The sequence below is a fragment of the Janthinobacterium sp. LS2A genome, from assembly GCF_036543145.1.
Taxonomy (GTDB): domain Bacteria; phylum Pseudomonadota; class Gammaproteobacteria; order Burkholderiales; family Burkholderiaceae_D; genus Janthinobacterium; species Janthinobacterium aestuarii.
The window spans coordinates 592,289-613,377 of the sequence record NZ_JAZHPB010000002.1 but is presented as its reverse complement, the minus strand read 5'-3'; the positions used below and the strand labels follow the sequence as shown (position 1 = coordinate 613,377).

Annotated in this window: 21 protein-coding genes; 14 read left to right on the top strand and 7 right to left on the bottom strand. The window is 61.8% G+C overall.

The features are described from left to right. Nucleotides 1-17: 17 nt before the first annotated feature. Nucleotides 18-476 (bottom strand): cache domain-containing protein, encoded by a 459-nt coding sequence (locus V3C40_RS08585; protein ID WP_331777167.1) that lies wholly within the window; start codon nt 474-476, stop codon nt 18-20. Nucleotides 477-758: 282 nt separating this feature from the next. Here V3C40_RS08585 and V3C40_RS08580 point away from each other — a divergent pair, with 282 nt between their 5' ends. From V3C40_RS08580 to V3C40_RS08560, 5 genes are all read left to right on the top strand, one after another. After that, nucleotides 759-2,123 carry a KamA family radical SAM protein gene (locus tag V3C40_RS08580; protein ID WP_331777166.1) on the top strand — a complete coding sequence of 455 codons (1,365 nt, stop codon included), beginning with the start codon at nt 759-761 and terminating at the stop codon, nt 2,121-2,123. 2 nt (nt 2,124-2,125) lie between these two features. Further along, nucleotides 2,126-3,466, top strand: coding sequence for an MFS transporter (locus V3C40_RS08575; protein ID WP_331777165.1), 1,341 nt, complete (start codon nt 2,126-2,128; stop codon nt 3,464-3,466). Further along, nucleotides 3,411-4,259 (top strand): fumarylacetoacetate hydrolase family protein, encoded by an 849-nt coding sequence (locus V3C40_RS08570; RefSeq protein WP_331777164.1) that lies wholly within the window; start codon nt 3,411-3,413, stop codon nt 4,257-4,259. Before V3C40_RS08575 ends, V3C40_RS08570 begins: the two co-directional genes overlap by 56 nt. Next, on the top strand, nt 4,259-4,825 hold the full coding sequence (locus V3C40_RS08565) for a carboxymuconolactone decarboxylase family protein (protein WP_331777163.1): 567 nt from the start codon (nt 4,259-4,261) through the stop codon (nt 4,823-4,825). Before V3C40_RS08570 ends, V3C40_RS08565 begins: the two co-directional genes overlap by 1 nt. 104 nt (nt 4,826-4,929) lie before the next feature. After that, nucleotides 4,930-6,483 (top strand): S1C family serine protease, encoded by a 1,554-nt coding sequence (locus V3C40_RS08560; RefSeq protein WP_331777162.1) that lies wholly within the window; start codon nt 4,930-4,932, stop codon nt 6,481-6,483. Between the two features lie 55 nt (nt 6,484-6,538). On the opposite strand, the gene V3C40_RS08555 is transcribed toward V3C40_RS08560, so the two are convergent. From V3C40_RS08555 to yjgA, 3 genes are all read right to left on the bottom strand, one after another. Then, nucleotides 6,539-7,207, bottom strand: coding sequence for an alpha/beta hydrolase (locus V3C40_RS08555; RefSeq protein WP_072454978.1), 669 nt, complete (start codon nt 7,205-7,207; stop codon nt 6,539-6,541). Continuing rightward, entirely contained in the window at nt 7,204-7,833 is a 630-nt protein-coding gene (gene mog, locus V3C40_RS08550) for a molybdopterin adenylyltransferase (protein WP_058048219.1), read from the bottom strand. The genes V3C40_RS08555 and mog overlap by 4 nt, the downstream gene beginning before the upstream one ends. A 76-nt stretch (nt 7,834-7,909) precedes the next feature. Next, complete coding sequence (gene yjgA / locus V3C40_RS08545) at nt 7,910-8,509, bottom strand: ribosome biogenesis factor YjgA (RefSeq protein WP_034746337.1); 600 nt, start codon at nt 8,507-8,509, stop codon at nt 7,910-7,912. Nucleotides 8,510-8,605: 96 nt separating this feature from the next. On the opposite strand from yjgA, the gene pmbA reads away from it, so the two are divergent. Next, nucleotides 8,606-9,958: a metalloprotease PmbA gene (gene pmbA / locus V3C40_RS08540; protein WP_219327983.1), complete on the top strand. Its 1,353-nt coding sequence runs from the start codon at nt 8,606-8,608 to the stop codon at nt 9,956-9,958. A gap of 37 nt (nt 9,959-9,995) precedes the next feature. On the opposite strand, the gene V3C40_RS08535 is transcribed toward pmbA, so the two are convergent. Beyond that, nucleotides 9,996-11,699 carry a methyl-accepting chemotaxis protein gene (locus V3C40_RS08535; RefSeq protein ID WP_331777161.1) on the bottom strand — a complete coding sequence of 568 codons (1,704 nt, stop codon included), beginning with the start codon at nt 11,697-11,699 and terminating at the stop codon, nt 9,996-9,998. Nucleotides 11,700-12,081: 382 nt separating this feature from the next. Continuing rightward, the gene (locus V3C40_RS08530; protein ID WP_034746346.1) at nt 12,082-13,206 is read right to left on the bottom strand and encodes a M14 family metallopeptidase; all 1,125 of its coding nucleotides are present in this window, start codon (nt 13,204-13,206) and stop codon (nt 12,082-12,084) included. Between the two features lie 141 nt (nt 13,207-13,347). Here V3C40_RS08530 and V3C40_RS08525 point away from each other — a divergent pair, with 141 nt between their 5' ends. Beyond that, nucleotides 13,348-13,602, top strand: coding sequence for a hypothetical protein (locus V3C40_RS08525; protein ID WP_331777160.1), 255 nt, complete (start codon nt 13,348-13,350; stop codon nt 13,600-13,602). 97 nt (nt 13,603-13,699) lie between these two features. Here the strand turns inward: V3C40_RS08525 and paaX are convergent, their stop codons facing one another. Next, nucleotides 13,700-14,629, bottom strand: coding sequence for a phenylacetic acid degradation operon negative regulatory protein PaaX (paaX, locus tag V3C40_RS08520; protein ID WP_331777159.1), 930 nt, complete (start codon nt 14,627-14,629; stop codon nt 13,700-13,702). A gap of 267 nt (nt 14,630-14,896) precedes the next feature. Here paaX and paaA point away from each other — a divergent pair, with 267 nt between their 5' ends. The 7 genes from paaA to paaH all read left to right on the top strand — a co-directional run bounded on the left by paaA (nt 14,897) and on the right by paaH (nt 21,074). After that, a complete protein-coding gene (gene paaA / locus V3C40_RS08515) occupies nt 14,897-15,886 on the top strand; it encodes a 1,2-phenylacetyl-CoA epoxidase subunit PaaA (protein WP_034746354.1) in 990 nt (329 codons plus the stop codon). 28 nt (nt 15,887-15,914) lie between these two features. Then, entirely contained in the window at nt 15,915-16,199 is a 285-nt protein-coding gene (paaB, locus tag V3C40_RS08510; protein ID WP_034746356.1) for a 1,2-phenylacetyl-CoA epoxidase subunit PaaB, read from the top strand. Then, nucleotides 16,199-16,966, top strand: a complete 768-nt coding sequence (gene paaC, locus V3C40_RS08505) for a 1,2-phenylacetyl-CoA epoxidase subunit PaaC (protein ID WP_257620220.1) — start codon at nt 16,199-16,201, stop codon at nt 16,964-16,966. The genes paaB and paaC overlap by 1 nt, the downstream gene beginning before the upstream one ends. Then, nucleotides 16,966-17,499, top strand: coding sequence for a 1,2-phenylacetyl-CoA epoxidase subunit PaaD (paaD, locus tag V3C40_RS08500; RefSeq protein WP_072454984.1), 534 nt, complete (start codon nt 16,966-16,968; stop codon nt 17,497-17,499). Before paaC ends, paaD begins: the two co-directional genes overlap by 1 nt. Before the next feature lie 41 nt (nt 17,500-17,540). Further along, nucleotides 17,541-18,620, top strand: coding sequence for a 1,2-phenylacetyl-CoA epoxidase subunit PaaE (paaE, locus tag V3C40_RS08495; protein ID WP_219327979.1), 1,080 nt, complete (start codon nt 17,541-17,543; stop codon nt 18,618-18,620). Between the two features lie 92 nt (nt 18,621-18,712). Next, complete coding sequence (gene paaG, locus V3C40_RS08490) at nt 18,713-19,504, top strand: 2-(1,2-epoxy-1,2-dihydrophenyl)acetyl-CoA isomerase PaaG (RefSeq protein ID WP_034746364.1); 792 nt, start codon at nt 18,713-18,715, stop codon at nt 19,502-19,504. A gap of 1 nt (nt 19,505) precedes the next feature. Beyond that, nucleotides 19,506-21,074, top strand: a complete 1,569-nt coding sequence (paaH, locus tag V3C40_RS08485) for a 3-hydroxyacyl-CoA dehydrogenase PaaH (protein WP_331777158.1) — start codon at nt 19,506-19,508, stop codon at nt 21,072-21,074. Nucleotides 21,075-21,089: the final 15 nt, after the last annotated feature.

The window sequence follows — 21,089 nt, the reverse complement described above, 5'->3', positions numbered from 1 at the left end:
TGCGCGCCGCCCCCGTCTTATTTTTTGTAGATGCCCGCTTCCAGTACCACATCGTTGACGCGCAGAATGTAGGTGGTCTTCGGCTCGATCTTGCCGCTGACGGGATTCTTGTACTGGTAATCGACCCAGCCCTTGCCCTGTTTTTGTGCCAGTTCAATGATTTCACGGCGATATTTCTTGCCGTTCGCATCGGGCACATCCGTCAAATCCTTGCCCACGATGGAAGGATTGATGGGATGGGCCAGCACAATGCCCGTCTTGATGTCGCGCATGTCCACATACAGCGAGCCCTGCACGAAGTCCGGGTCTTTCGCCGTGATTTTCTTCATCATTTCTTCCTTGCCATGCGCCTTCATGAAGGCGGCGCCCCGTTCGGCCATGGCGATCGCATCTTTTTCCGTTGGTTCGACCGCGGCACCGACGCTGCCGCCGGCAAATGCCAGGCACAGCAGGCTGCCCGTGAATAAGCGTTTCATGAAATCTCCTTGTGATATCGAGGGAAGTGTTGCCAAGACGTAATTTACGTCGCCGAAGTTCGTCTCAGCTTGCGTTGGAACAAACTAAGGTGTTGCTTGTAGGCAGCATGCAACGTATCGACGGCTTGTTGATATGCAGCAATTTGATTCCTAATGGCAAGAATTATGATTACTTTCACAGCATGTCGGGGTGGCCTGGCATGCGGGAGAAAAAGGCTGGGATTGGCCGATATACGGTCAATTTCATGAAAGTTATCGCTATTTACAGGCAAGGAGCCGATCGTGTCCGCACTCATTACCGAGCCGTTTTCACCCAAGTTCAAGCCGTATACGCGGCAAACCATTCAGCAGGCGCGGCAGTGGGAATGGCTGCCGGAAGAGCAGCGTGTAGCCGTGCAAGTGGTGTCGCACGTCTTGCCGTTTCGCACCAATGAATATGTGCTTGATCAACTGATCGACTGGAACAACATCCCTGACGACCCCATCTACCGCCTCGTCTTTCCCCATCGCGACATGCTGCCACCCGAGCAGTACGCGCACCTGCGCGACCTGGTGCTGGTGCAGCGCGACAAGGCGGCCATTGATGCCTATGTGCATGGTTTGCGCCTGGGCATGAATCCTCATCCTGCTGGGCAGATGACGCATAACGTGCCCCGGGTCAACGACGCGCCCGTGCGCGGCCTGCAGCATAAATATGCGCAAACAGTGCTGTTCTTCCCCAGCGCGGGCCAGACCTGCCACGCGTATTGCACTTTCTGCTTCCGCTGGCCCCAGTTCGTCGGCATGGACGACATGAAGTTCGATGCGCGCGAGTCGCATGAGCTGGTTGCTTACCTGAAACTGCATCCGGAAGTGACGGACGTGCTGATCACGGGCGGCGACCCGATGATCATGAACACGCGGCAACTGACCGCCTACCTGGAGCCGCTGCTGGCGCCGGGCCTGGAACACATCCAGAACATTCGCATCGGCACCAAGGCGGTGGCGTATTGGCCGCAGCGCTTTGTCTCCGACCGCGATGCGGATGACTTGATGCGCCTGTTCGAGCGCATCGTCAAGGCGGGCAAGAACCTGGCCGTGATGGGCCATTACAGTCATGCCGTCGAGTTGCGCCAGAACATTGCCCAGCAAGCCGTAAAACGCATCGTCTCCACGGGCGCCACCTTGCGCATGCAGGGGCCGCTGATCCGTCACATCAATGAAGACCCGGCAAGCTGGGCCGAGCTGTGGCAGACGGGCACGCGCCTGGGGGCGATTCCCTATTACATGTTTGTCGAACGGGACACGGGTCCGCGCGGCTATTTCGAGTTGCCTTTGGCAAAGGCGCACGAGATTTTCCAGGCCGCCTACCAGATGGTGTCGGGCCTGTCGCGCACGGTGCGCGGACCGTCCATGAGCGCCTTCCCCGGCAAGGTCGTCATCGACGGCATCGTCACCATCAATGGCGAAAAACTGTTTGCCCTGCAATTTTTGCAGGCACGTAACCCCGACTGGGTGCGCCGGCCGTTTTATGCCAAGTTCGACGCGGAAGCGACATGGCTGGACCATTTGAAACCCGCATTTGGCCACGACAAGTTTTTCTTTGAAATGGATGAGCCCGTCCCGCAGCTGCCGCATAAAATCATCCGCCTGGCACAGGCCGCCTGAGCATGCACGCGGCCGTTGCACCTGCCCGCTCCGGCGTGGCCGTGTTTTGCCTGGTGTTCCTGCCGTTTGCGCTCGGGCATTACCTTTCGTGCCTGCTGCGAGGCGTCAATGCCGTGCTGACGGCCGAGCTGCTGGGCGCCTTCGCCCTGACGCCAGCCCAGCTGGGCCTGCTAACCAGCGCCTTTTTTCTCGCCTTTGCGCTGGTGCAACTGCCGATCGGCATGGCGCTCGACCGCTACGGTCCCCGCACGGTGCAACTGTGGCTGCTGGCGCTGGCGGCCCTGGGCGTGTGGCTGTTCAGCCGGGGCCACAGCTTCGCCGAGCTGATGTGGGCGCGCGCCTTGATGGGCGCGGGGCTGGGCGGCTGTTTCATGGCCGCCGTGAAAGCGGTCTCGTGCGCCATAGCACCATCGCGCCTGCCGTCCGTGCACGGCTATCTGATCGCCGTGGGCGGCCTTGGTGCAGCCACGGCCACCACGCCCGTCAAGCTGGCCCTGCACTACACGGATTGGCGTGGCGTCTTCCTGGGCCTGGCGCTGGCGGCGCTCGCCATCGGCTTGCTGATCCGCCTGCTGTCACCGGCCCTGCCCGCGCCTGCCGCAGCCAAGAGCAAGGTCAGCGTCTGGAGCGTGTACCGCGATCCCGGTTTTCGCCGCACCATCGCGCTGATCCTGCTGCCGCACACGGTGTTCTTTGGCGTGCAGGGCTTGTGGATAGGCCGCTGGCTGGCCGACGTGGGCGGCTTGTCTGACGATAACGTCGCGTATTTGTTGTACTTGGGCATGGCGGCCGTCATCTTCGGCGCCATCGGCATGGGCATGCTGACGGAGTGGGCCGGGCGGCGCGCGATTGAACCAATGCAGGTGGCGGGCGCCGGCATCGTCCTGTTTGTCGGCGTGCAAGTGGCGATGGCCTGCAATGTGGTGCCCAGCCTGCCTTTGCTGTCCGTGCTGTTTACCTTGCTGGGCACGGTGACGGGCCTCGAGTATGCGATCGTCGCGCAAAGCATGCCGGCCAGCCTGACGGGCAGGGCGGCCACCTGCCTGAATTTGCTCATTTTCACGGGCGCCTTCCTGGTGCAGGCGGGCTTTGGCCTGATCCTTGGCTGCTGGCCCCTGAACAGCCAGCAGCAGTATCCGCCGCAGGCCTACCAGGCGGCGTTTGGCGTGCTGGCGGCCTTGCAACTGCCGGGACTTGCGATGTTTTTCATTGACCGCTACAGGCGTGCCGGGCCATCCGGTAAAATGGCAGCCTGCACAGCGGCAATGATCAACTCCAAGGAAGACTATGAAACTCGTTCGTTATGGACGTCCAGGCAAGGAAAAACCGGGCCTGATCGATGAAGAAGGCAAACTGCGCGACCTGTCCGGTGTGATTGCCGATATTGACGGCGCACAACTGTCCGACAAGGCCCTGCGCAAGCTGGCCAAGCTCGACGAAAAGACCTTGCCTTTGGTGCGCGGCAATCCACGCTTCGGCGTGCCGCTGGCGAAAGTCGGCAAGTTCATCGGCATCGGCCTCAATTATGCGGATCACGCGGCCGAGTCCGGCATGCCGATTCCGGCTGAACCGATCGTGTTCATGAAGGCCATTACTTGCCTGAATGGCCCGGACGACAATGTCGTGTTGCCAAAAGGTGCGAAAAAGACGGATTGGGAAGTGGAACTGGGCGTGGTCATCGGTACGCGCGCGCAATACGTGAGCGAAGAGGACGCCTTGAAATACGTGGCCGGCTATTGCGTCGTCAACGACATTTCCGAGCGTTCGTTCCAGCTGGAGCGGGGCGGCCAGTGGGATAAAGGCAAGGGTTGCGACACTTTCGGCCCTGTCGGCCCGTGGCTGGTGACGCGCGATGAAGTCATCGACGAGCAGGACCTGGACCTGTACCTGGAAGTCAACGGCAAGCGCATGCAGACCGGCAATACGCAAACCATGATCTTCACGGTGGCGCAGATCGTCAGCTATTTGTCGCAATTCATGACCCTGGAACCGGGCGACGTCATCGCCACGGGCACGCCGCCGGGCGTGGGCCAAGGCCGCAAGCCGCAGCGCTTCCTCAAAAAAGGCGACAGCATGCGCCTGGGTATCGCCGGCCTCGGCGAACAGCAGCAGGACGTGGTCGCCTGGACCGCCTGATGGCCGGTTGCGATATCGACCGTTTGCCGCCGCTGCCGCTGGACCAGCTGGACTCACAGCAGCGCGCGGCCGCGCAAGCGATCATCGATGGCCCGCGCGGGGCGCTGTACGGCCCCTTCGTGCCGCTGATCCGCAGCCCCGAGCTGATGGAAACGGCGCAGCGCATGGGTGAATACTTGCGCTACCGCAGCGCCATCGGCACGCGGTTGTCGGAACTGGCGATCCTCGTGACGGCGCGCCAGTGGGATCAGCAAGTCGAGTGGGCCATCCATGCGCCGCTGGCCGTGCAGAACGGCATTGCGCAAGCGGCCGTGGACGCCATTGCTGAACGGCGCGTACCGCTTGCCCTGAAAGAAGACGAGCAAGCCGTGCACGACTTTTGCATCGAGCTGCAGCAGAACAAGCGGATCAGCGACGCTACCTATGCGCGGGCGCTGGCGCTGTTCGGCGAGCACGGCGTAGTCGACTTGATGGGCATCAATGGCTACTACACCTTCCTGGCCATGGTGATGAATGGGGCGCAGACGGCCGTGCCGGCGTTGGGCGTGCCGCCCATGCCCGCCTGATGAGAGGAGTTTAGAGGAGTTCTTCGGCAAAGATGGACAAAGTGTAATGAAGTTGCAATTATTCAATATATAATTTTACTTCCCTTCCATTGCCAACAAGCTCAATGAAAACTCGTCCGTGCTTCACCCTGATGGGCCGCGCCTTCCTGGCGCTGGCCCTTTCTTTTTGCCCCTTGATGACGGTGCGTGCGCTTGCCGCCGAGACGGCTGCCAGCGCCAGTGCTTCCGCCCTGGAAAACTCCGTCGTCAAGGTGTTTTCCACCCTGCGCGGGCCTGATCCGTACAAGCCGTGGAGCAAGGCCGCGCCGCAAGAGGTGACGGGCTCCGGGGTTGTCATCGAAGGCCGCCGCATCCTCACCAATGCGCACGTGGTCGGCTATGCCAGCCAGGTGCAGATCCAGGCCAACGGCGCCGGCGACAAGATCCCGGCGACCGTGCTGGCCATCTCGCGCGGCATGGACCTGGCCTTGCTGCAAATCGACGACGACAGTTTTTTCGCCAGCCACAAAGCCGTGCCGCGCGCCAATGTCTTGCCCGACGTGCGCGATGCCGTGCTCGCGTATGGCTATCCGACGGGCGGCACGTCGCTATCGATCACCAAGGGCATCGTCTCGCGCATCGAATTCGTGCGCTACAACTTCCCCGTCTCCGGCCTGCGCATCCAGATCGATGCGGCCATCAACCCGGGCAATAGCGGCGGCCCCGTGATTGCCGGCGACAAGATGATCGGCCTGGCCTTTGCCGGCATGCTCAATGCGCAAAACATCGGCTACATCATTCCCAACGAGGAAATCGAGCTGTTCCTGCGCGACCAGGAGAGTGGCGCGCCCAAGGGCAAGCCGGCCATGCGCGACGTGACGCAAACGCTGGAAAATCCCGCGCTGCGCACCTATCTGAAGCTGGCCAAGGGCGTCGAGGGGGCCGTCGTGATGTCGCCGGCCAGCAAGGATGCCGGCTATCCGCTCAAGGAATGGGATGTTATCACGCATATCGGCGATTTCCCCATCGACAACCAGGGCATGGTCAAGCTGAATGCCAATAGCCGCGTGCGCTTCCAGTACCGGGTGCAGCAGCTGGCGAAAGACGGCGAATTGCCGCTGACGGTGGTGCGCCAGGGCGCGCCCCTGAAAATCAAGGTACCCGTCTCGGCCGCGCATCCGATGCTGATCGCCGGGCTGCAGGGCAATTACCCGTCCTATTTCATCTTCGGCCCGATGGTGTTTTCGCGCGCCACCACGGAATTCATGGCGGCGCCGAATGGCAACCCGGCGATCCTGGGCGGCATGGCGTTTGCCGGCAATCCGCTGGCCACGCGGCGCGGCGATGCGCCCGATAGCGAGCGCGAAGAGCTGGTGGTGATCGCCGCGCCATTCTTCCCGCACAAGCTGATGAATGGCTACAGTACCCGTTTCTTCTCGGTCGTCGATTCCGTCAATGGCGTGCGCGTGCGCAGCCTGGCGCACCTGGTGGCTTTGCTGCGCGACCAGACCGATGACTTGCTGACGTTCCGCTTCCAGCAGCGCGATGCGGAAATGGTCGTCGTGCCCCGCAAGGACATGCTGGCAGCGACGGAATCGATACTGACGGACAACGGCATCCGCTCGGAAGCGTCGCCCGACATGTTGAAAATATGGAATGAAAAAACGCCGGCGAACTGATCGTTCCCGGCGTTTCGCAAGACAACAGGCGCGGCGCACACCGCGCCTGTTTATTTTAGGCCAGCACTTTTTTCAGCCACGCGCCGATGGCGTCGATTTCTTCCTGGCACAGCGAGTGCTGCATCATGTACTCGCGCCACTCCACCTTGTAACCCATGCCGGTGAGCAAGTCGCGCGACTGCTGTGCGCGGGCTACCGGTACCACGGGGTCGGCCGTGCCGTGCGCCATGAAGACCGGCGTCTGCAGGCTTGCCGGCGTGCGCTCGGCTGCCGTCTTGTCGGCCAGCGGCAGATAGCCGGACAGGCACATCAGGCCGGCCAGCGGTTCCGCGTGGCGCAAGCCCGTTTGCAAGGTCATGGCGCAGCCTTGCGAGAAGCCGGCCAGGATGATGCGGCTGGCGGGAATGCCGCGCGCCTTTTCGCGCGCGATCAGCGCTTCGATCTGCGCCTGCGAGGCACGCAAGCCAGCCTCATCTTCGCGGCGCACGAGGTCGTTCACGAGAATGTCGTACCAGGCGCGCATCACATAACCGTTGTTGATGGTGACGGGCATGGTGCCGGCGCTGGGGAAAATGAAGCGGATGGCGGGGCAGCCGCGCAAATCGAGTTCTTTTACCAGAGGAACGAAGTCGTTGCCGTCTGCGCCCAGGCCGTGCATCCAGATGATGGCGACGGTAGGATTCGGTGCGCTGTCGAGTTCTATGGTTTCCAGCAAGTTGCTCATGTGTTTTCCTCTGGTAATGGTTGCGCCGGACGCAGCGCCGATTTGGGGCGGAAGGCCTTGCAGATGGCCGGATCGGTTTCCATGTAGGGGCCACCGATGAGGTCGATGCAATATGGCACGGCGGCAAAGATGCCGTTCACCAGTTGCACGCCAGCGGCGTCTTTCAAGCCTTCCAGGGTTTCCTTGATGGCTTTCGGCTGGCCCGGCAAGTTCATGATCAGGGCGGCGCGCTCGGGCGTTTCGCGGATCACGGCCACCTGGCGCGACAGGATCGCCGTCGGCACGAATTGCAGGCTGATCTGGCGCATCTGTTCGCCGAAACCGGGCATTTCCTTGGTCCCGACGGACAAGGTGGCGTCCGGCGTGACGTCGCGCCGCGCCGGTCCCGTGCCACCCGTCGTCAGGATCAGATGGCAGTGGCTCAGGTCGACCATGTCGATCAGGGTGTTTTCAATCTGCGAGCGCTCGTCCGGGATCAACCGCTTTTCCAGTCGGAAAGGCGTGCGGATGGCGGCGGACAGCCAGCTTTCCAGGGCCGGGATGCCCAGGTCTTCATATACGCCGCCGCTGGCGCGGTCCGAGATCGACACGAGGCCGATAATCAATTCGTCTTCTATCGTGGTCATGGGGCACCTGTCTATGTCGTAAAAAAACCGGGCTGATCCCGGTTTTTCGTCAATGCTGGGGTCAGACCCCAGTTTTTTACTCGTCGTCTTCGCCTTCAACGTCATCTTCGTCGGCATCTTTCTTGCCGCCGTTTTTCTTCTTGGCGATCTCTTTCAAAATCTGGAAGATTTCACGGTAGGCTTTTGGCGGCTTGTTCTCGGCTTGCTCCTTGCGGGCATTGCGGATCAGGGTGCGCAGGTGCTGCACGTCCAGTTCCGGGTTTTCCGACAGCAAGACGGTCAACGCCTTGTCGTCCGTCAACAGCTTGTCGCGGCGGCGTTCCATCGCGTGCATATTGGCCGTGTCGGCTTTCGACAAGCCTTTCCAGCTATCGATGGTGCGTTGGATGGCGGCAACTTCTTCTTCATCCAGAGTGCGCATCTTCTTGCCCACGTATTGCAGCTGGCGGCGGCGGCCTTCGTGATCCTTGATTTGCTGGCATTCGAGAATGGCGTCGCGCACGTCTTCCGGCATCGGGACGCGCTTGACGCGGTCGCGTGCTTCATTGACGAGTTCTTCGCCCAGCTTTTGCAGGACGGTCATCTGGCGTTTGAGTTCCGATTTCGACGGACGTTCATATTCCTGTTCGAATTCGGTCGATTGGAAGCCGCAAGCTCCCCGGTTTGGATTTGGCATGATATATAAGGCGGGAGAGGACTTGTGGACCGCTCCTGTAAACTGTAAACGACTGCTATGATAACCTTTTTAGCGGCTTTCCGAAGAAAACAGCGCATGAACGACTCCGTATTTACCCATAGTCAAGAGCAATTGCAGCAACTGGCCCGTGATGTGTTGTCTTTTGCGCGGGAAGCGGGCGGCACCGACGCTGCCGTCGAAGTCAGCGAAGGCGGTGGCCTGTCCGTTTCTGTACGAAAAGGCAAGATCGAGACGATCGAGCAAAACAAGGACAAGGGCATGGGCGTGACCGTGTTTGTCGGCAAGAAGCGCGGCAATGCCAGCACCTCCGACTTTTCGCCGTCCGCCCTGCGCGCCACGGTGGACGCGGCCTACAACATCGCCCGCTTCACGGCCGAGGACGATTGCGCGGGCCTGGCCGACGCGGACATGCTGGAAATGTCCCCCCGCGACTTGCAACTGTTCTATCCGTGGCTCATTTCCACCGAGGAAGCCGTCGCACTGGCCCAGCGGGCCGAAGCGGCCGCGTTCGCCGTCGACCCGCGCATCACCAACAGCGAGGGCGCCAGCGTGCACGTGCAGCAATCGCACTTTGTGTCCGCCAATTCGCGCGGCTTCATCGGCGGCTACCCGTTTTCGCGCCACACCCTGTCCGTGGCGCCCATCGCCGGCAAGGGCGCCAAGATGCAGCGCGACGACTGGTATTCATCCGTGCGCGACGCGTCCAAAATGTCGAGCCCGGAAGCCATCGGCCGCTACGCCGCCGAGCGCGCCCTGTCGCGCCTGAATGCGCGTAAACTCGGCACGCGTACTTGCCCCGTGCTGTTCGAGGCGCCGCTGGCGGCCGGTTTGCTCGGTACTTATGTGCAAGCGACCTCGGGCGGCGCCCTGTACCGCAAGTCCACGTTTCTGAACGACTCGCTGGGCACGCAAGTGCTGCCGTCGCATGTGCAGATCTTCGAAGACCCGCACGTGATCGGCGGCGTCGGTTCGGCGCCGTTCGATGAAGAGGGCGTGAAAACCGTCAGCCGCGACGTCGTCAAGGATGGCCTGGTGCAAGGCTATTTCCTGTCGACTTACACGGCCCGCAAGCTGGGCATGCAGACGACGGGCAACGCGGGCGGTTCGCACAATCTGTACCTGACCTCCAAGCTGACGGCCGCCAGCGACGATTTTGTCGCCATGCTGAAAAAGTTGGGCACGGGCTTGCTGGTGACGGAACTGATGGGGCAAGGAACCAATTACGTGACGGGCGACTATTCGCGCGGCGCCTCCGGTTTCTGGGTCGAAAACGGCGTCATTCAATACCCGGTGGAAGAAATCACCATCGCCGGCAACATGAAGGACATGCTGCGCAACATCGTGGCCGTGGGCGCCGACGCCTTGCGCCGCGGCACCAAAGAGACGGGGTCCATCCTCATCGAGAGCATGGTGGTGGCGGGCGGCTGAGGCGCAGGCTGATGTATGCCTTGCGGCAGGTCCTGCCTTAGTACTGTTCCCACTCGGCATCGGCGACCACGGCCAGGGTGCCCGCCTTGCCTGCTTTCCTCGCGAGCGCTGCCGTAACGCGCGGCGCGGCGGCCGGCTTGGCTGGCGCGCGGGCCGGAGCGCGGATGGCTTGCACCTGCGCCGGCGGCAGCGCCTGCGTGCCGTCGAGCTTGAACACGCTGACGGCTTCGGCCAGGATGCCCGCCTGATCCTGCAGGGCTTCGGACGCGGCGGCGGCCTCTTCCACGAGGGCCGCATTTTGCTGTGTCACCGCATCCATTTCCGTGATGGCCTGGTTGATCTGTTCAATGCCCGTTTCCTGCTCGTTGCTGGCGGACGTGATCTCGGCCATGATGTCCGTGACGCGCCGCACGCTGCTGACGATCTCTTCCATGGTGCTGCCCGCCTGGTTCACGAGGCTGCTGCCTAGGTTGACCTGGTGCACGGAGTTGTCGATGAGGATCTTGATTTCCTTCGCGGCGGAGGCAGAGCGGTGGGCCAGGTTGCGCACTTCCGTGGCGACCACGGCAAAGCCCCGTCCCTGCTCGCCCGCCCTGGCCGCTTCCACGGCCGCATTCAGGGCCAGGATATTGGTCTGGAAAGCAATGCCGTCGATGACACCGATGATGTCGACGATTTTCTTCGACGAGGCATTGATGGAGTCCATGGTCGTGATCACTTCCGCCACTACCTGACCGCCCTTGCTGGCCACGCTGGAGGCCGATTGCGCCATCTGGTTGGCCTGGCGCGCGTTTTCGCCATTCTGCTTGACGGTGGACGTCAGTTCCTCCATCGACGAGGCCGTTTCTTCCAGCGAGCTGGCTTGCTGTTCCGTGCGCGACGACAGGTCCATATTGCCGGAGGCGATTTCACGCGAGCCGTGGGCGATGGCATCCGTGCCATGGCGCACCCGCGCCACGATGCCTTGCAGATTGTCATTCATCTCTTTCAAGGCCCGCAGCAGCAGGCCCGTTTCATCGTTGCCGCGCGCGTCGATGGTGACCGACAAGTCGCCGGCAGCCACCCGTTGCGCCACCTTGACGGCTTCGGCTATGGGGCGGCTGATCGAGCGGCTGATCAGGATGGCCAGCGCGATGGCAATGGCCGTCGCGGCGCTCGACAGGGACAGGCTCAGGATGATGGCCATGCGCCCATCGGCGCCGGCTTGCTTGCCTTCGCTTTCCATCAGCGATTCCTGGAAGCTGGCCATGGCCGCCAGTGCCGTCAGGAATTTTTCTTGCGGATAACGCAGCTGCGTCAGCAGGAAAATGCCCGCCGTTTCCGATTTGCCTTCTTGTAACAGCTTGATATTCGCATCGCGCGTCTTGCCATAGCCTTCGTGGCCGTTCGCCACGGCCTGGAACAGCTCCTGCCCCTTGGGCGTGTTGACCAGGACTTTCAGGCGCGCCAGCAGTTCCACGTTCTTTTTGACCGACGCCTGTACCTTGGCCACGGAACTGCTGACTTCATCGGCATCGTTGGCGCCGATGATGGCGATGCTCAGGAGGCGAGCCTGGATATTGACCTCGGACTGTATCGCATTGGACAGCATGACCTTGGCATAGCGGTCATTGAGGATTTTTTCCGTCGAGGCATTGATATTGCGGATGCGGCTGATTGAAACAAATGCCACCATGATAAGCAGGACAATGATCAGGCCGAAACTGAAGGCCAGGCGGGTACTGATTTTAAGCTTGGACATAGGGTATTCATCCTTGGCGGAAAGCGGAAAGCGTGCGCTGGGCATCGTCCTGCGGACAGGCGGCGTCCGTCCGTGACGATGCTGATGCTGATGCGGTCAGTGTGCGTTACAGAGAGCTAGCTCGGCAGGTATGGGGCCGTGATGTCAAGGGCAATGCCATGGATGCGCACTGCAGGGCGCCGGCGAGGTGGCCAGCGGCGTATTCTTGAGGGGCCGCGCAGAAGGGCACGGTCCGATTTTGTTGTCCAGTGTAGGACGATAATTTCTGACAGGCAAGATGTTCGCGCAAAAAATCACCGGACCAGCAACGCTTGCCGCGCGGGCAAAAAAATGCCCCGGCGAGCGGGGCATGGGATCAAGCGGGCCGGTCTAGCCCTGGCGTTCAGGCGCGCAAGGTGGACAGGATAGGCTGCAGCACGGCCGCACCCAGGGCGGCGCTGCGGGCGCCGCTCCAGCCCGTTTGCGGGTCGGGATCGTTGGCATTGTCCTTGAACGGCAATTCCAGGGTCAGCGACAGGCAGCCGAAGGCGTGCGTGATATGGGGCGAACCCATGGTCAGCACTTCCGGCGTGAACGGGCCGTCTTCGTAGCCGTGCTCATCCTGGAAGTCGGGGCTGGCCACCTTGAAGTCGGCGATGAAGCGGTCTTGCTCGGCCTTTTGTGCTGGCGTGAAATTTTCCAGCGCATCGCTGCCGGCCACGAAGACGTAAGGCAAACCTTCGTCGCCATGCACGTCGAGGAACAGGTCGCAGCCGATTTCATGCATTTTCTGTTTCACCAGGAATACTTCCGGGCTGCGCTCCATCGTCGGCGTCATCCATTCGCGGTTCAGGTTGGCGCCGGCCGCGTTGGTGCGCAGGTTGCCATGCACGGAACCGTCCGGGTTCATGTTCGGCACCACGTAGAAGACGGCGTCCTGCAGGCACTGGCGGGCAAACGGATTGGCCTGGTCCAGCAAGGCTTCGAGCATGCCTTCGACAAACCATTCGGCCATCGTTTCACCGGGATGCTGGCGCGCGATGACCCAGACTTTTTTCTCGGCATCGGCGTCGCCGACCACCAGCAGATTCATATCGCGGCCTTCGACGGTGCTGCCCAGGTCGATCAGGCGCACCAGCGGCGACGCTTGCGCGCTGTCGATCAGGGCCAGGTGGCGGTCCCATGGGTACGGCTCGAAATAGGCGTAGTACACGCTTTCTTCTTCGGGCGTATGTTCGATCGTCATCACGGTGCCGTCAAAGCTGGTCGGCACGCGGAACCAGGTTTCGCGGTCGTAGCTGGCGACGGCCTGGTAATCTTTCCAGCCGTCCGGGTAGGCCGACTTGCCTGCGTTCATGAAGCGGATCGTGCACGCCTCGCCTTGCGCGCCTTGCAGGCGGAAGTAAAACCACTGCGTGATGTCGGCGTGGGAATCCTTGCGGATGTTCAGCTCGATGGATTGGGCATCGTCGGCGCGCAGCACCTCGATCGCGCCGGCGTCGAATTGCTGGCTGATTTTAATGGTCATGAGTGTTCCTGATAAAAACGTATGGGTTTTGCATCGTGTGCAATGGCGCGATGATACCTGTTTTGCGGTGGCCTTTGTGCTGGCGCAAGCGATGACGGACGTGCTTTGCTAACGTGGAAGCTCCAACACGGGGAGATCATCATGGATGACAACGGCAAACACATACGCGAACTGGAAAAGAAAGTCAGCGCCCTCAGCGACGCCCTGGCGCACCTGGGCAAGGGCACGACCTTGCAGGAATTGCTGCGCATCATACGTTTCCCCGGCTATACGACGCCGGCCGAATACACGTTCAACGTCGCCATCCTCGACACCATGCTGGTGCAGGCCAACGCGCTGGAAAAGCTGGGGCAGGATTTGCTGGCAGGGGCCAAGCAAGTAGTGGCGAAGCAGTGAACGCCTGAGCAAATGTCCATGGCGGCGTTGCGTTGCCTTGGCGTACTAGTCGTACTGCCTGTGGCCACGCGCCTGGCCCTGAACATTTTTCAGACGTTCAAGTAGTCAGGCCGCCGAAACGTTCAAAAAACCACGGCTCGACGTCCGGCGCCTGCGCATCCTCGCGCCGCAAGGTGGCCAGGATATGTTCCTCGGCCGCCGCATACGTGATGCGGTACAGGTCGCGCGCCAGCGTATACGCTTGCGTGCCGGGCCATGGTTCGGGCAGCAGTTCGACGGGCATTTGCGGGTCGTGCAACTGCACGCGGCGGTAGGCGTGCGTCAGCAGCGAGCGGATGACGAACGCCTGCTCCGCGTCGAACACGGGTTCTTCCTGCAGCAGGGTCAGCAGCGGCTGGAAGCTGGCGATGAATTTTTCGTAGCCAGCCATCACTTCCGACAAGTCCCAGCAGTCGCCCACCATGTCGCGCAGGGGGCGCGTGCTCACGCCCGGCAATTCCGTGGTGTGGCAGACGTACAGCTTGCCCTGCACCTCGTTGCGCACGAGGATATCTTCCAGCGCTTCCGCATTGCTGGCGGGGTGGCCAAAGATGCCGGGAGAAATCAAACCATAGCCGGCCCACAATAATTCCTTGCGCAGCGCTCCCCGCTCGGCCGCGCCGATGCTGCCGGCCGGTCCGATCACCAGGGTCCAGCTGCCATCCCAATGCACGACCAGCGGCGCATAGATGCGGCGGTAGGCACGTTCGAAGCGGGCCAGCGCCTCCGGGCGTATCGTATAGGCACTGCGGCGGCCATCGCGCTGCGAGCTGAGCCAGCCTTCCTGCGCCAGGCGGAACACGCTGGTGCGCAATAAGCGGTCATTGACGCCGAATGGCGCCAGCAGTTCGATCAGGCTGCCCAGCCAGATGGCGCCGCCGCGTGGCACGATGGCGTCGCCAAAGATGGTCATCACCAGGGACTTCGAGCGCGGTGGGTCGCTTTCCAGGAAATCGGCTATCCATGCCGTGCAGCGGGTGTTCTTCATGTGGTTCCGGTCTGGCCGTGTTGCGGTCGAATCAATAAAAGCAGCAGTTTACTTGGCTGCGCGGGTAGCGCGGCAATAATTTGCCGGAAGCGCTGGTGGCGCTCCATAGTGTTTTCTCATAAGCAATATCATACGCACAAAAAAGCTGCACAAGATACGAAATTTTAAAATGATTCATATCAAGTGTATGCAAATCGTTTTTTGTATCGTATTATCTGTTCATCGCACCGCGTTGCTGCGCAAAATCAAAGACATGGGAGACACATCATGTACGCACAAATGGTTGAAACCGGCCTCAAGAACGTCCGTTCCCTCGACGACATGGGTCAAGAAGAGCGCGCTTTCCAGGCGCGCATCGACGAAGGCATCAAGATCGAGGCCAAGGACTGGATGCCGGACGCCTACCGCAAGACCCTGATCCGCCAGATTTCGCAGCACGCGCACTCGGAAATCGTCGGCCAATTGCCCGAAGGTAACTGGGTCACGCGCGCGCCGACCCTGAAACGCAAGTCGATCCTGCTGGCGAAGATCCAGGACGAAGCGGGCCATGGCCTGTACCTGTACAGCGCTGCGGAAACGTTAGGCGTATCGCGCGACGACTTGCTGGCCGCCTTGCACTCGGGCAAAGCCAAATATTCGAGCATCTTCAACTATCCGACCCTGTCGTGGGCCGACATGGGCGCCATCGGCTGGCTCGTTGACGGCTCCGCCATCATCAACCAGATTCCCCTGTGCCGCTGCTCATACGGTCCATATGCGCGCGCCATGATTCGCGTGTGCAAGGAAGAATCGTTCCATGCGCGCCAGGGCTACGACATCATGATGTCGCTGTGCAAGGGCACGCCCGAGCAGAAAGCCATGGCGCAGGATGCGCTGAACCGCTGGTGGTGGCCATCCCTGATGATGTTCGGCCCGTCGGACGCCGCCTCCGTCAACAGCGCCCAGTCGGCGCAATGGCGTATCAAGCTGTTTTCGAACGATGAACTGCGCCAGCGCATGGTCGACCAGACCGTGCCGCAAATCGAATACCTGGGCTTGACCGTGCCCGATCCCGACCTGAAGTTCAATGCGGAGACGGGCCACTATGAATTCGGCGAGATCGACTGGTCCGAGTTCAACAACGTCCTGAAGGGCAATGGCCCGTGCAACCGCGAACGCCTGCAAACGCGCGTCAAAGCGTATGAAGACGGCGCATGGTTCCGCGATGCCTTGGTCGCGTATGCAGACAAGCAAGCTGCTAACAAAGCGGCAGCGTAAATACATAAGACAGATAGGGGATAGCAACATGAGCAAAGAATGGCCATTGTGGGAAGTTTTCATCCGCAGCCAGCACGGCCTGGCGCACAAGCATGTGGGTAGCCTGCACGCGTCCGACGCCACCATGGCGGTCAACCATGCGCGCGACGTCTACACGCGCCGCAATGAAGGCGTGAGCATCTGGGTGGTGCGCGCGGCCGATATCGTCGCCAGCAGCCCCGGCGACAAGGGCGCCCTGTTCGAACCGTCGAACAGCAAGGTGTACCGCCATCCCACCTTCTTCCCGATGCCGGAAGAAGTCAAGAACCTGTGATGGGAGCGCCTGCAATGGATGACAAGGTCAATTACCTCTTGCGCCTGGGCGATAACGCCCTGATCCTCAGCCAGCAGCTGTCGCAGCTGTGCGGCAAGGGGCCGGCGCTGGAAGAAGACATGGCGCTGACCAATGTGGCGCTGGACTTGCTGGGCCAGACGCGCTTGTGGTTCAGCTATGCGGCCGAACTGGAAAACGCGGGCCGCGACGAGGACGACATCGCCTTTTTGCGCGACGCCCACGACTTCAAGAACTGCCTGCTGGCCGAACAGCCGAACGGCAATTACGCCGACACCATGATGCGCCAGTTCTTTTTCGACAGCTGGCATTACTTCCAGCTGCTGGAACTGACGAAATCAGCGGATGCACGCATCGTCGAAGTGGCGCAAAAGTCGATCAAGGAAGTCACTTATCACTTGCGCCGTAGCGGCGACCTGATCGTGCGCCTCGGCGATGGCACGGCCGACAGCCACGCGAAGACGCAGGCCGCCGCCGACAAGCTGTGGATGTACACGGGCGAGATGTTCACGTACGACGCCGTCGACCAGGCCATGGTCGCCGCCGGCATCGCGCCGCCATCGGACGTGCTGCGCCGCGCTTTCCTCGAACACGTGGCCGAGATCTTCGCCGAAGCTACCTTGACCATGCCGGCGCCCGACGCCTGGATGCAAAAAGGCGGCAAGCAGGGCACGCACACGGAACACCTGGGTTTTATTCTGGCCGAGATGCAGTTCCTGCAGCGCGCCTATCCCGGGGCGGAGTGGTAATGAACACGGTCGCTGGCGCCGCGGCGCTGGACGCCGCCCAGGTTTGGGCCTGGCTCGGCGACGTGCCGGACCCGGAAATCCCCGTCATTTCGGTGGTGGACCTGGGCATCGTGCGCGCCGTCGAAGTCACGGATAGCGATGCGTGCATCGTGACGATCACGCCCACGTATTCGGGCTGTCCGGCGATGCAGGTGATCGCCGACGCCGTCACGGAGGCCTTGCGCAGCCATGGCGTGGCCAAGGTGACCTTGGTGAACCAGCTGGCGCCCGCCTGGACGACGGATTGGATGAGCGAATCGGGCAAGGCCAAGCTGAAAGGCTATGGCATCGCCCCGCCGCAGCAGCAGGTGATCGATATCAGCGGCCTGCGTGGCGGCGTCAAGCGCCAGGCCATGCCGAAACTGGACGTGATCTGCCCGAACTGCGGCTCGACGCACACACAGCTGACCAGCCAGTTCGGCTCCACGCCGTGCAAGGCCCTGTACAAATGCATCGATTGCCGCGAACCGTTTGACTACTTCAAGTGCCACTAAAAAAAATCAGGCACACGTTCCGAAGAAACTGGAGATGAAGCATGAGTAAATTTTATCCGCTGTCCGTGGCCAACGTGCGCAACGAAACGCGCGACACCATCGCCGTCACGTTCGACGTGCCTGCCGAGCTGCAGCAGCAGTTCCGTTTCCAGCAGGGCCAGCACCTGACCCTGCGCGCCAATATCAATGCGGAAGACGTGCGCCGCTCGTACTCGATCTGTTCGGCGGTGCAGGACGGCACCCTGCGCGTGGCCATCAAGCGCACGCCCGGCGGCGCCTTCTCGACCTGGGCGAACGACACCCTGAAAGCTGGCGCCACCATCGAGGTGATGCCGCCCATGGGGCACTTCAACGTGCCGCTCGATTGTGTCAACCGCAAGCACTACCTGGCCTTTGCGGCCGGCAGCGGCATCACGCCCATCCTCTCCATCATCAAGACGACCCTGCTGACGGAACCCCTGAGCCGCTTCACTTTGTTCTACGGTAACCGCGCCTCGTCGTCCGTCATCTTCAAGGAAGAATTGACGGACTTGAAGGATGTCTACCTCGAGCGTCTGAACCTCGTGTACGTGATGAGCCGCGAGCAGCAGGACATCGAATTGTTCAACGGCCGCATCACCCAGGAAAAATGCGAGCAATTCCTGCAGCACTGGATCAAGGTCGAAGACTACGACAATGCGTTTATCTGCGGCCCGGAAGACATGATGCTGGGCGTCTCCGCCGCCCTGCAGGCGGCCGGCATGCCCAAGCAGAACATCAAGATCGAACTGTTCGCCGCCAGCATCCCGAAAAATGCCCACAAGCCGCGCGCCCAGTTGGCCGCCGACGCCGTGCAGGAAACGGAAGTGACCGTCATCATGGACGGCAACCACACCACCTTCACGATGGACAAGGACAAGGAATCCATCCTCGACGCGGGCCTGCGCGCCGGGCTGGACATGCGCTACTCGTGCAAGGGCGGCGTATGCTCGACCTGCCGCTGCAAGATCCTCGACGGCAAGGTCGAAATGGACGTCAACTACGCGCTGGAAGACTACGAAGTGGCGCGCGGTTTTGTCCTCAGCTGCCAGAGTTTTCCTGTCACCGACAAGGTGATTGTCGATTTCGACCAGGCAGAGTAAACGCAGACCCCAAACAACATCTGGGGTCAGACCTTAAGGTCTGACCCCGGCACTGGCACCTGGGTTAAAAATAAACGTAGACGAGACACGCCATGACCTACCAAAACATCCTCTTCACCATCGAGCAGGGCATCGCCACCCTGACCCTGAACCGTCCCGACAAGCTCAATAGCTTTACGCAAGCCATGCACGAGGAAGTGCGCGACGCGATTGCGAAAGTCAATGCGGACAGCACTGTGCGCGTGTTCGTATTGACGGGCGCGGGCCGCGGCTTTTGCGCGGGTCAGGATTTGTCCGACCGCGCCGTGGAGCCGGGTTCGAAGGGCGTGGACCTGGGCGAATCGGTGGAAAAGAACTATGCGCCGCTGGTGCTGGCCTTGAAGGCTTTGCCCATGCCCGTGATCTGCGCCGTCAACGGCGTGGCTGCCGGCGCGGGCGCCAACCTGGCGCTGGCCTGCGACATCGTCATCGCCGGCAAGTCGGCCAGTTTCGTCGAAGTGTTCTGCAAGCTGGGCCTGATCCCGGACACGGGCGGCACCTTCTTCCTGCCACGTTTGATCGGTTCGGCGCGCGCCATGGGACTGGCCATGCTCGGTGAAAAACTGACGGCGGAAAAAGCGGAAGACTGGGGCCTGATCTGGAAATGCGTCGAGGATGCAGAACTGGCGCAGGAAACGCGCAAGCTGGCCGTGCACTTTTCCACGGCGCCGACCAAGGGCCTGGCCTACACCAAGCAGGCGCTGGCCGCCAGCGGCGCCAATACCTTGCCGCAGCAGCTGGCGCTGGAAGCGCGCATGATGAGCGATCTCGGTAACAGCGACGATTACCGCGAAGGCGTGGCCGCCTTCATGGAAAAGCGCGCACCGCAATTCAAGGGACATTGATATGGCAGCTCTGGACAACAACAGTATCGTCGCCGTCATCGGCAGCGGCGCCATGGGCGCCGGCATCGCGCAGGTGGCGGCCGCCGCCGGCTATCGCGTCAAACTGTACGATACGCGCGCGGAAGCCGTCAGCAAGGCCTTGCTCGACATCGGCAAGATGTACGCGAAGCTGGCCGAGAAGGGGCGCATGACGGCAGACGAAGCCACGGCCGCCACGGCGCGCCTGCAGGCGGCCGGCAGCCTGGCCGATGTGAGCGATTGCGCCCTGGTGGTGGAAGCCATCGTGGAAAACCTCGACGTCAAGCGCGGCCTGTTCGCCGAACTCGAAGCGCTGGTCGGCGACGACTGCATCCTGGCGACGAACACCTCGTCGATTTCCGTCACGGCGATTGCCGCCAAACTGCGCCGCCCGGAACGCCTGGTCGGCATGCATTTCTTTAATCCCGTGCCCCTGATGGCGCTGGTCGAAGTGATCAGTGGCCTGGCCACCAGCGAGCAGGTGGCCGCCACCGTCTACGACACGTCCATCGCCTGGGGCAAGAACCCCGTGCATGCGAAATCGACGCCCGGCTTCATCGTCAACCGTGTCGCCCGTCCGTTTTACGCGGAAGGCTGGCGCCTGTTGAACGAGCAGGCGGGCGATGCCGCCACCATCGACGCGGTGCTGCGCGAAGCGGGCGGTTTCCGCATGGGGCCCTTCGAATTGATGGACCTGATTGGCCACGACGTGAATTTCTCCGTCACGCAATCCGTGTTCGGCGCCTATTTCAACGACCCGCGTTTCACGCCATCCGTGCTGCAACAGGAAATGGTCAACGCCGGTTTTCTCGGCCGCAAATCGGGCCGCGGCTTCTACCCGTATGGCGAAGGCGCCAGCGCGCCTGTGGCGCAGGCGGAAAGCGCGCAGCCGAAGCCCGAATTCGTCGCCCTGTCGGCCGCCATCGGCGGCGATGGCCGTGGCCACAGCGGCATCATCCACAGCCTGGTGCAGCGCCTGGAGCAGGCGGGCATCACCGTCAGCCGCCGCGTGATGCAGGAAGGGCAATCGCACGACGAAGCGCCGGCCCTGCATTGCCATGGCGCCGCGATTTACCTGACCGATGGCCGCAGCGCCACCCAGCGCGCGCACGACAACCAGCATCCGGATACGGTGCTGTTCGACCTGGCGCTCGATTACGCCGGTGCCAAACGCATCGCCGTGGCCCGTGCCGACCAGTGCAGCGACGCCGCCTACGCGGCCGTCGTCGGCCTGTTCCAGGCGGCCGGTTTCATCGTCACGCGCCTGGACGACGTGCCTGGCCTGGCCGTCATGCGCACGGTCGCCATGCTGGCCAACGAAGCGGCCGACGCCGTCAACCAGGGCGTATGCACGGTGGCCGCCGTCGATATCGCCATGCAGAAGGGCGTCAACTATCCGCGCGGACCGCTGGCCTGGGCCGATGCCGTCGGCGTCCAGCACATCGTGAACGTATTGCAGCACCTGGCGCTGGGCTATGGCGAAGACCGCTACCGGGTCTCGCCGCTGCTGCGCCGCAAACTCGCCAATGGAGTACCGTTTCATGCCGAATGATATGTCAAATAAGGA